Here is a 10,474-nt window from a genome sequence, read left to right as displayed (position 1 = left end):
GTATTAGGCACGCCGCCAGCGTTCGTCCTGAGCCAGGATCAAACTCTCCATAAAAGTGCTTTTGACGAAAGACGTTTCGTTAGAAACGACGACAGTCAAACGCACCAGGGTAGTTCGACTTGCTCATGATAATGCTGGTATAACTTTTGCTTCCACCCCGAAAGGCTTCAGCGTCCGTTTGTTTTAACGCTCGATGTTCAGTTTTCAAGGAGCAATCTTGTCTTCGCTTTTGGCCTCGTTCTCGGCGGCCTCTCAGCGGCGACTTGAATAATATATCACAGCCGCCTAGGGGATTGCAACACCTTTTTGAAAAGAATTTTGATTTGTTTTTTTGCCGGCTTCTACTGTCCTTCGAACTCTCTATATATAGGTTATTTGTCGTTTGAACGGTATCCCCTTGAGTCAGGAAAAGGCGGCTTGAACAGGGGAGCTAGCGCAAGAGCACTGATACTCTGCCCGAACGGGACATGGTCAAATAGCATAGTGTTTTGCCGGGCTTCCTGACTAAAAGGTATACCACTCCTATGCACCGGTCTCCAGACTTATAGGTGGTATCATACAAAAGGTGGCTCTCACCCTCTCCTGATCGAAAGGGATACTGTTTAAACGTCTTATTGCCCTCCCTTCCTGATCGAAGGGGATACCGTTCAAACGTCATACAGCCCTCCCTTCCTGATCAAAAGGGATATCCTTCAAACGTCATACAGCCCTTCTTCCCTGATCAAGAGGGATACCGTTCAAACGTCATACAGCCCTTCTTTCCTGATCTAAAGGGATACCGTTCAAACGTCATATAACCCTTCTTCCCTGATCAAGAGGGATGCCACACAATTGATCCAAAAGCCAACTCCCCCTGCGCGAAAGAAACAACGTTCGAGCGGTGCCCCGCTCCTGACCGAAAGGGATGCCGTCCAAACGGCGCCCAGCTGTAACATAGAGAAACCGGATGGCAACGTCGCCATCCGGTCTCTGCTATGGCCGCTCTCAGGAGGAGTATACGGCCGTAATATATAGGTTGCGCTCTTTGGCCAGATTCACGATATCGCCGAAGATCGAGACCATCGGCCGCGTCGGCTGTGCGCGATCGGTGAATACGATCTCTCCGACGCGATTATCGTTCAGCTGTACGAGCATACCGTTGTGAAACTGCGTATTGCGCTCGATGAAGCATTGGATCATAAACGGGTCCAGCTTGCCGAACGCTTCCTTCTGCAGCTGCTCCAGCACGACGTACGGCGACTGCGCCGTACGGTAGGTTCGCGCGGACGTCATGGCATGGTACATATCCGCGATCGCCACGATCTTGGCATAGGGGTGAATCTTGTCGCCGATTGCCTTCATCGGATATCCGCTACCGTCAATCCGCTCATGGTGCTGCAACGCGGTCAGAATGATCCCTTGATTCAGCGAGGTCACGCCTTCGAGGAGCTTGTACCCGTAGACGGTATGCTGACGCATCTCGCTCAGCTCTTCGGCCGTCAGCCTGCCCGGTTTGCGCAGGATGGCCGAATCGATGCGCGCATTGCCGATATCGTGCAGCAATCCTGCCAGCGCTACGGGTACCCAATCCTTGTCGGGCAGCTTCATCCAGCGCGCGAGCTGATAGGCCGTCAGCGCAGTCAGCACGCTGCCGCGGATCCATCCCTCCATGGACGGATCATGCGGCGGCACGAAGGTCAGTACATGGTAGTCCTCGACATGGTCCAGCAGGTCCTTGAGGCCGCCGCGGATCTCGAACACCGGGAGCTTCTGGCCGGGCCCCATCATATGAAATGTATGCTTCAGCAGCTTCTCCAGCTTGAGGAAGCTCTGATGGAGCGAGGATAACGGCAGACCCTTGTCCTTGTCCTCCTCGGACTCCGTCAGATCCGACTCCTCGAGACCCGCCCGCTTAATGTCCGCTTCCGGGATGAGGAACGCCTGGAGGATCTCCAGATCGCGTCCGCTAAGCGTACGGCCTTCAGGGAACAACAAGTTACCGAAGGTCGTCTGCACTTCGCGCAGCAATTGGTCTCCTGTCTGTACTTGCGTTACTGGCAGCACAGCCACGACGTCTTCCTCCCTCTAGTTCGCGTCCATTATTCGGAGTCCCCGGCCGGCTCGGATGAGACGTCCTCGGACGCGGTGCCCTCCGACTCGCCGACATCGTCGTCTTCCTCTTCATTGCGCGGCGCTCGGGCTACTGTCGCAACGGAATCCTCGTCCTTGATGTTAATCAGCTTGACGCCTTGCGTGATCCGTCCCATCGTATTGATCGTGGACATACTCATACGAATCAGCGTGCCGCCCGAGGTCATGATCATCAGATCCTCGTCGTCCTGTACGACCTTGAGGCTCACGATCACACCGTTCTTGTCGGTGACGTTGAGCGTCTTGATGCCCTTGCCGCCCCGTGTCTGGGTGCGGTATTCGCTGAGCGGCGTCCGCTTGCCGTACCCCTTGGAGGTGACGATCAGCACCGTCTGCTCCGGATCGACGATGTCCATGTCGATGACCGAGTCGCCTTCGTCGAGCTGGATGCCCTTCACGCCGGTCGAAGAACGGCCCATCGAGCGTACGTCTTCCTCGGAGAAACGGATCGACATGCCCTGCGACGTCCCCATGACGACTTCACGGCTGCCGTCCGTCAGCTTGACGCCGATCAGATCGTCGTCTTCGCGGAGCAGGATCGCGATCAAGCCGACCTTGCGGATATTCGCGTAGTCGTCGAGCGGCGTCTTCTTCACGATGCCGCATTTGGTCGCGAAGAACAGATACTGGTTCGGTTCGAACGAGGCGACCGGGATGACTGCATTGATCGTCTCTCCCTGTTCGATCTGAATCAGGTTGATGATCGGCGTGCCCCGCGCGGTTCGGCTCAGATCCGGAATCTCGTATGCCTTGAGCCGGAACACACGTCCCTTGTTCGTGAAGAACAGCAGGAAGTGATGCGTGTTGGAGACGAACAGACGCTCGATGAAGTCGTCGTCCTTGGTGTCCATGCCCACGACACCCCGGCCGCCCCTGCGCTGGCTGCGATAAGTCGATACGGGCAGGCGCTTGATATAGCCGGTATGGGTCATCGAAATGATGACATCCTCGCGCGGAATGAGGTCCTCGTCGAGAATCTCCTCATCGCTGGACGTAATCTCCGTGCGGCGGTCGTCGCCGTACTTTTGCTTGATTTCTTCAAGCTCGTCGTGGATGATCTCCAGCACGAGACCTTCATCGGCCAGAATCGCCTGATATTCGGCGATCTTGAGCATCAGCTCCTGGTACTCCTGCTCGATCTTCTCGCGCTCGAGTCCGGTGAGGCGCTGCAGACGCATCTCAAGGATAGCCTGCGCCTGGTCATGAGACAGTCCGAACCGCGTGATCAAGCCTTCGCGTGCCTGCTCGGTCGTCTGCGAGGCGCGGATCAGCGCGATGACCTCATCCAGATGATCGAGCGCGATGCGCAAGCCTTCGAGGATGTGAGCGCGCGCCTGCGCTTTTTTCAGATCGTATTCGGTTCTGCGCCGAATGACCTCAATCTGATGCTGAATATAGTAATGGAGCATGTCGCGAAGGTTCAGCACCTTCGGCTCCTTGTTCACGATCGCCAGCATGTTGATGCCGAACGTCGATTGCATCGCGGTCTGCTTGTACAGATTGTTCAGCACCACGCTCGGGTTGACGTCGCGGCGCAGCTCAATGACGATCCGCATGCCGTTGCGGTCGGACTCGTCCCGCAGGTCGGTGATGCCCTCGATCCGCTTGTCCCGCACGAGCTCGGCAATCTTCTCTACGAGACGCGCCTTGACGACCTGGTACGGCAGCTCGTGTACGATGATGCGTGCCTTGCCGCCGTTCTCCTCGATCTCGGCGCGCGCGCGCATCGTGACCGAGCCGCGTCCCGTGGAGTAGGCCTGCCGGATGCCCTGCCTGCCCAGAATAAATCCTGCAGTCGGGAAGTCGGGACCCGTGATGTACTCCATCAGATCGAGCGGCGTCAGATCCGGATTCTTGATCAGCGCTTGCGTGCCGTTGATGACCTCCGTCAGGTTGTGCGGCGGGATGTTGGTGGCCATGCCGACCGCGATCCCGGTGGTGCCGTTGACGAGCAGATTCGGGAAGCGTGCAGGCAGCACGTCCGGCTCCTGCTCCTCGCCGTCGTAGTTCGGGACGAAGTCGACGGTCTCCTTGTTGATATCGCGCAGCATCTCCATCGCGATCTTGGACAGACGGGACTCCGTATAACGCATGGCGGCAGCCATATCTCCGTCGATCGAACCGAAGTTGCCATGCCCCTCGACCAGCATATACCGGAGCGAGAAATCCTGCGCCATCCGAACCATCGTCTGGTAGATGGAGGAGTCACCGTGCGGGTGATACTTGCCCATGACGTCGCCGACGATACGCGCGGACTTCTTGAACGGCTTGTCCGGCGACATGCCGAGCTCCGACATCCCGTACAGAATACGGCGAAGCACCGGCTTCAGCCCGTCTCTCACGTCGGGCAGCGCACGGCTGACGATGATGCTCATTGCGTAATCCATGAACGATTCCCGCATCTCTACGCCGATATCGCGGTCGCGAAGAGGGGAACGCTGTTCTTCGGCCATGCTGATCCTCCTTCAACATCACTTCACTATAGTCATATCGCCATGGTCACCCATGGCAGAAGCGTCATAAATTAAAAAGAATGAATAAAACCATTATACCATATTACGGACGGGAAAGGTGGCTTGAACGCCGATGCCGATCAGGCGCATCAGCAGCAAATGGGCGAAAACCGAAGCCCTCCTGTCCGATCCCGAACTGCGGAACAGCGTACCGGACACCCGCAAGTTCGGACCGGATACGGTCCGCGAGATGCTGGCCAAATACGGGATGATCTATGTAAAACCGGTGAACGGCACCTTCGGTCAAGGCGTCATCCGAGCGGCCCGTGCGGAAGGGGCCGAAGAAGCTTACTTGCTCCAAGCCGGAGAGCATCAGCGGCGCGATTCGGACTTCGAGGCGGCATACGCAGCCCTGCTCGCCATGAAGCGTCCCCGTCCCTATGTGGCGCAGCAGGGCATCGAGCTGCTGAAGCATCGAGGGCGGCGCTTTGACTTTCGCGTGATGGTCCAGATGAACCCGGCCGGCCGCTGGGAGACGACCGGCATCATCGGCCGGCTCGCCCATCCGCGCAAGATCGTGACCAACTACCATGCCGGCGGCACCCCGATGCCGATGGATGCGCTCATGAAGGCGCATCTCGCCGCCGCAGGATTGACGGTCGACGCTTACCGGCACAAGCTCGCCAAGCTCGGCGTCGATGTCGCCGAGACGCTGGACCGGCGCTACCCGGGGCTCAAAGAAATCGGCGTCGACGTCGCGGTCGGAACGGATCTCAAGCCTTGGATTCTCGAGGTCAATACGAAGCCCGACCCTTATATTTTCCTCAGGCTGCCGGACCGCAGCGTCTACCGCAGAATCCGCAGATACGCCGCCGCGTATGCGCGGCACACTGCGCGCCGGTCGGCCGGTTCACCGCGCAGGCGTACGCGACGCGCCCGATAGCAAAAGCACCCGCCAAGCGCATGACTGCGCCGGCGGGTGCCGTAGGACTCAGACGTCCAGATTCTTGACGTATCTGGCGTACTGATGGATAAAGTCCCGCCGCGGCTCGACGCTGTCGCCCATCAGCGTATCGAAGATCAGATCGGCTCTGATCGCGTCCTCGATCCGGACCTGGAGCATCGTACGGCTGTCCGGGTCCATCGTCGTCTCCCAGAGCTGGTCGGCGTTCATCTCGCCGAGACCTTTGTACCGCTGCACGTTGACCTTGGCGCCCTCGCCGAACTCGGCGATGATCTCGTTGCGCTCCGCTTCGGACTGGGCGTAGCGCACGACCTTGTTGCGCTCGATCTTGAAGAGCGGCGGCTGCGCGATGTAGACGTAGCCCTCCTCGATCAGGTTGCGCATGTACCGGTAGAAGAAGGTGAGGAGCAGCGTACGGATATGCGCGCCGTCGACGTCGGCGTCGGTCATGATGATGATCTTGTGGTACCGCGCCTTGGCGATATCGAAGTCGTCGCCGATGCCGGTGCCGAGCGCCGTGATGATCGCTCGGATCTCCGCATTGGACAGAATCTTGTCCAGACGCGCCTTTTCGACGTTCAGAATCTTGCCCCGCAGCGGCAGGATCGCCTGGAAGTGACGATCGCGGCCTTGCTTGGCCGAGCCGCCTGCGGAGTCGCCTTCGACGATGTACAGCTCGCTGATCGCGGCGTCCTTGGACGAGCAGTCCGCGAGCTTGCCGGGCAGCGAGCTCACTTCGAGCGCGCCCTTGCGGCGGGTCAGCTCGCGCGCCTTGCGCGCCGCCTCGCGTGCGCGGGACGCCTGCAGCGACTTGTCCACGACCTTGCGCGCCACGGCCGGATTCTCGCCCATGAACTCGAGCAGCTTGTCCGCGAACAGCGACTCGACGATGCCGCGCGCCTCGCTGTTGCCGAGCTTGGTCTTCGTCTGGCCTTCGAACTGCGGCTCGGGAATCTTGACGGAGATGATCGCGGTCAGACCCTCGCGGCAATCGTCGCCAGTCAGGTTGGACTCGTTCTCCTTCACGAAGCCCATCTTGCGCGCATAGTCGTTGACGATACGCGTGAGCGCGCTCTTGAAGCCGGATTCGTGCGTACCGCCCTCGTGCGTGTTGATATTGTTGGCGAACGAATAGATGTTCTCCGTGTAGCCGTCATTGTACTGCATGGCGATCTCGACCGCGATGGCTTCTCTCGTGCCCTCGACGTAGATCGGCTGCTCGTGCAGCACCTCGCGCGTGCGGTTCAGATACTGCACGAACTCCTTGATCCCGCCGTCGTACTTGAACGAATCGTGCATGCCCGACCGCTCGTCGGTGAGCGTCAGGTGGATGCCTTTGTTCAGGAACGCCAGCTCGCGGATCCGTCCGACGAGCACATCGTATTCGAACACCGTCGTCTCGGTGAAAATCTCGGGATCCGGCTTGAAGCGCGTCTGCGTGCCGGTATCCTCGGTCTCGCCGACGACCTTGAGATCGTACTGCGGCGCGCCGCGGCGATACTCCTGCTGATGAATCTTGCCGTCCCGCTTGACGGTGACGCTGACCCATTCGGACAGCGCGTTCACGACCGAGATGCCGACGCCGTGCAGGCCGCCGGACACCTTGTACCCTTCGCCGCCGAACTTGCCGCCGGCATGCAGGACGGTCATGACGACCTCGAGAGTCGACTTCTTCAGCTTGACGTTCTCGCCGACCGGGATGCCCCGGCCATTGTCGATGACGGTCACGCTGTTGTCTTCATGTATGATGACGTCGACACGGGTACAATAGCCTGCGAGCGCTTCGTCGATGCTGTTGTCGACGACCTCCCAGACAAGGTGATGGAGACCCTTGCCGCTGGTCGACCCGATGTACATGCCGGGACGCTTGCGGACGGCCTCCAATCCTTCGAGCACCTGTATCTGACTCTCGTCGTAAGTATTCTGCTGCGAATTAACGGACAACTCTTCCACCGCCTTCTTTACGTTGACGCGCTGCTTCTACAGGTCGACCAGATGATGCGCCCGCTTCTTGAGGGTAGAAGACGATATGGGCGAATAGTACACTCTCTCTTCGGTGACGACGATAGACTTCGGATCCTCCTCGCCGATCGTCTCCACGATTCGGTTTTTCCGGGCCTGCGCCACGAACTGCCTGGACAGCTTCGAGGACTGCTCGATCGAGATATCGAAGATCGCGACGAGCTGCGAGGTCCGGACGATTTTCTCCCCGCCCAGATGAATGTACATACGTTGACCCTCCACATTCCCTGCCGCTTAGGGCAGCACGGTGCCGCCGCGGACGTGATAGATGGCGGCGTCCTTCAGCCTGCTCATATTCACGCTCTCGAGGCCCGTCGTCGTGATGAACGTCTGAACGCGGTTCTGGAACGTCTCGATGAGCTGCGTCTGCCGCTCCTGGTCAAGCTCGGACAAGACATCATCGAGCAGGAGCAGCGGATACTCTCCGATCTCCTCGCGCATGAGCTCCAGCTCCGCCAGCTTCAGCGACAGCGCGGCCGTGCGCTGCTGGCCCTGAGATCCGAACGTCTGGACGTCGCGGCCATTGATGGCAAACGCCAAATCGTCCCGATGCGGTCCGATCAGCGTCGTACCGCGGCGGAATTCCTGTTCCTTGCCTTGTGATAACTTTAACATAAATTGCTGCAATAAAGAAGATTGATCTTGGGCCGAGGCCCCATCCTCCATGGAGAGAGAGGGCTTGTAGACGACGGTCAGCGATTCCTTGCCTCCGGTGATGCCGTCGTGGATCTTCTCCGCCCAGCCTTGCAGCTTATAAATAAAGTTTTGCCTTCTCTGCATCATTTTAACACCCGATGCGGACAATTGTTCGTTCCATACGTCGAGCATCTCCGCGGAGGCTCTGGAGGCATCGGTCGATTTGAGGTAATTGTTGCGCTGCTGCAGAATCCGCTGGTACTGGAGAGAGTCATGCAGATAGGCGGGGTGCACCTGGCCGATCTCCATGTCCATGAACCGGCGGCGGATGCCCGGAGCGCCTTTGACGATATCGAGGTCCTCGGGCGCGAACAGCACGACGTTGACCGTCCCGACGAAGGCACTGAGCTTGCGCTGCTCGAGGCCGTTGATCTTGGCCTTCTTGCCTTGGGCGGACAGCTGCAGCTCGAGCGTGACCTTGCCGAGCTTGCGCTCGATCTCGGCCTCGATGCGGGCGGACGACTCGTTCCAGCCGATCAGCTCGCGGTCCTTGGCGGTACGGTGCGACTTGGTCAGGGCGAGGACGTGAATCGCTTCGAGCAGATTCGTCTTGCCCTGCGCGTTGGGCCCGATGATGATGTTGACGCCTGCGGCCGTCGCAAGCGACAGTTCGCCGAAGTTGCGGTAGCCATGCAGTGCGATCTTGTTCAGCTGCATGCGGGACTTCCTCTCTGGTCTGTCAGGGACGCTTGGCTCGTGCCATAGACGGCTGTCCCTGCGCAGACTACGACTTGGTGCGGACGACGAAGCTGCCGCAGCCAGCCACTTCGATGACGTCGCCGGGACGAAGCTTGCGTCCGCGGCGATTTTCCTTTTCTCCGTTAACGAGTACCTCGGTCTCCTGCAGGAAGTGCTTCACTTCGCCGCCCGAGCCGATGCAGTCGCCCAGCTTGAGCATCTGCTGCAGCTGGATATATTCGGTCGTGATCTCGATTTCCTTCATCGCTGGCGCCTCAATTCGTCGTCCGGTAAGGGAGGATGAGATGCAGGCTGTTCTCGTGATCGCGCGGCTTGAAGATGATCGGGCTCATGGAGCCGTTGAAGCCGATGTACAGCTGTTCGCTGTCCACAACCTTGAGCACGTCGAGCATATACTTCGAGTTGAAGGCGATGCGCAGGGGCTCGCCGGTCAAATCCGTCACGTCCAGATGCTCCTGTACGCGTCCGAGCTCGGAGGAGCTGGAGTTGATCTCGATATTGCCGTCATCCGTCGTCAGCAGGCGCACGATGTTCGTCTTTTCTTCGCGCGAGAGCAGGTAAGCCCGGTCGATTGCGTCGCTGAGCGATTTTGTGTTCAGGACGAGTTCTGTTTTGAACTGGCCCGGAATAATCTTGGAAGTATCGGGATAAGCACCGTCGAGCATCCGCGAGAAGAACAGCACTTCTCCGAGCTTGAACAGCACCTGGTTGTCGGCGACGACGATATCGACGAGCGTGTTCTGGTCGGGAATGATCTTGGACAGCTCGCTGAGCGTCTTGCCCGAGATGACGACGCCGCCGAACTTGAGCGCCGGATCCGCATCGATGTTGGTCTTGCAGGTAGCGAGGCGGTGCCGGTCGGTTGCCACGAACTTGAGCACGCCTTCTTGAAGGCTCCACAGCACGCCCGTCAGAATCGGGGTCGATTCGTTCGTTGTGACGGCGAATACCGTCTGCCGGATCATCGAGCGGAGCAGATCGCCGGGAATGGAGAAGACGCGGTCTTCCTCCAATACAGGCAGCACCGGGAATTCTTCGGGATCGAGACCGACGAGCTGGATATCGGTTGCTCCGGAATGAATGAGCGTTTGGAAGCGTTCGCCGACTTCAAGGTGGACTTCCTCATGCGGCAGCTTTTTGACGATCTCTACAAAAAACTTGGCAGTCAGCACGACGCTGCCCGGACGTTCGACCTTGACGACCGTCTTGCTGGCCGATTCGAGCGGGATAAAGTGCTGGATGGAAATATCGGTATCGCTGGCGGTCAGCGTGACCCCGCGATCGGTCACGTCGATCTTGATGCCGCTCAAGATTGGAATGGTGCTTCGTGCGGATACCGCCTTAGATACGTTTTGAACGGCCTCGTTCAGCTCCGTGCGCAATATCGTCAATTTCAACGGATTCACCTCGTCTATTCGCCTTAATGGTATGGTCTAAAAAAGATAGTCGTAGTAGTAGGGGCCCTGAATATGTGGATAAGGCCAAAAAAGGCGAAAACGACGACCTATCC

8 protein-coding genes are annotated in these 10,474 nt (G+C 58.7%); 1 reads left to right on the top strand and 7 read right to left on the bottom strand.

Going from position 1 to position 10,474, the window contains the following annotated elements; all coding sequences use genetic code 11:
• Positions 1-984: 984 nt before the first annotated feature.
• Entirely contained in the window at positions 985-2,049 is a 1,065-nt protein-coding gene (locus tag VQ071_RS15145) for an HD-GYP domain-containing protein (RefSeq protein ID WP_340514894.1), read from the bottom strand.
• A 29-nt stretch (positions 2,050-2,078) separates the two neighbouring features.
• Positions 2,079-4,583, bottom strand: a complete 2,505-nt coding sequence (gene gyrA / locus VQ071_RS15140) for a DNA gyrase subunit A (RefSeq protein WP_340514893.1) — start codon at positions 4,581-4,583, stop codon at positions 2,079-2,081.
• A gap of 133 nt (positions 4,584-4,716) precedes the next feature.
• Between gyrA and VQ071_RS15135 the strand changes: the two genes are divergently transcribed.
• Positions 4,717-5,526, top strand: coding sequence for a YheC/YheD family protein (locus VQ071_RS15135; protein WP_340514891.1), 810 nt, complete (start codon positions 4,717-4,719; stop codon positions 5,524-5,526).
• 48 nt (positions 5,527-5,574) lie between these two features.
• Here the strand turns inward: VQ071_RS15135 and gyrB are convergent, their stop codons facing one another.
• The 5 genes from gyrB to dnaN all read right to left on the bottom strand — a co-directional run bounded on the left by gyrB (position 5,575) and on the right by dnaN (position 10,361).
• Positions 5,575-7,491 carry a DNA topoisomerase (ATP-hydrolyzing) subunit B gene (gyrB, locus tag VQ071_RS15130; RefSeq protein ID WP_340514890.1) on the bottom strand — a complete coding sequence of 639 codons (1,917 nt, stop codon included), beginning with the start codon at positions 7,489-7,491 and terminating at the stop codon, positions 5,575-5,577.
• Positions 7,492-7,527: 36 nt separating this feature from the next.
• Positions 7,528-7,776, bottom strand: coding sequence for an extracellular matrix regulator RemB (gene remB, locus VQ071_RS15125; protein WP_090116868.1), 249 nt, complete (start codon positions 7,774-7,776; stop codon positions 7,528-7,530).
• Positions 7,777-7,803: 27 nt separating this feature from the next.
• Positions 7,804-8,922: a DNA replication/repair protein RecF gene (recF, locus tag VQ071_RS15120; RefSeq protein WP_340514888.1), complete on the bottom strand. Its 1,119-nt coding sequence runs from the start codon at positions 8,920-8,922 to the stop codon at positions 7,804-7,806.
• A 67-nt stretch (positions 8,923-8,989) separates the two neighbouring features.
• Positions 8,990-9,208: a S4 domain-containing protein YaaA gene (yaaA, locus tag VQ071_RS15115; RefSeq protein ID WP_340514886.1), complete on the bottom strand. Its 219-nt coding sequence runs from the start codon at positions 9,206-9,208 to the stop codon at positions 8,990-8,992.
• Positions 9,209-9,218: 10 nt separating this feature from the next.
• On the bottom strand, positions 9,219-10,361 hold the full coding sequence (gene dnaN / locus VQ071_RS15110) for a DNA polymerase III subunit beta (RefSeq protein ID WP_340514884.1): 1,143 nt from the start codon (positions 10,359-10,361) through the stop codon (positions 9,219-9,221).
• Positions 10,362-10,474: the final 113 nt, after the last annotated feature.

This window comes from Cohnella sp. 56 (assembly GCF_037963805.1).
Classification (GTDB): domain Bacteria; phylum Bacillota; class Bacilli; order Paenibacillales; family Paenibacillaceae; genus Cohnella.
Note: the sequence above shows the minus strand (reverse complement) of the source record. Positions and strands in the feature narration are given on the sequence as shown.

Coding starts and splice junctions, on each gene's coding strand:
- remB (WP_090116868.1), bottom strand. CDS start 7,776: ATGTACATTCATCTGGGCGGGGAGAAAATCGTCCGGACCTCGCAGCTC.
- VQ071_RS15135 (WP_340514891.1), top strand. CDS start 4,717: ATGCCGATCAGGCGCATCAGCAGCAAATGGGCGAAAACCGAAGCCCTC.
- yaaA (WP_340514886.1), bottom strand. CDS start 9,208: ATGAAGGAAATCGAGATCACGACCGAATATATCCAGCTGCAGCAGATG.
- recF (WP_340514888.1), bottom strand. CDS start 8,922: ATGCAGCTGAACAAGATCGCACTGCATGGCTACCGCAACTTCGGCGAA.
- gyrA (WP_340514893.1), bottom strand. CDS start 4,583: ATGGCCGAAGAACAGCGTTCCCCTCTTCGCGACCGCGATATCGGCGTA.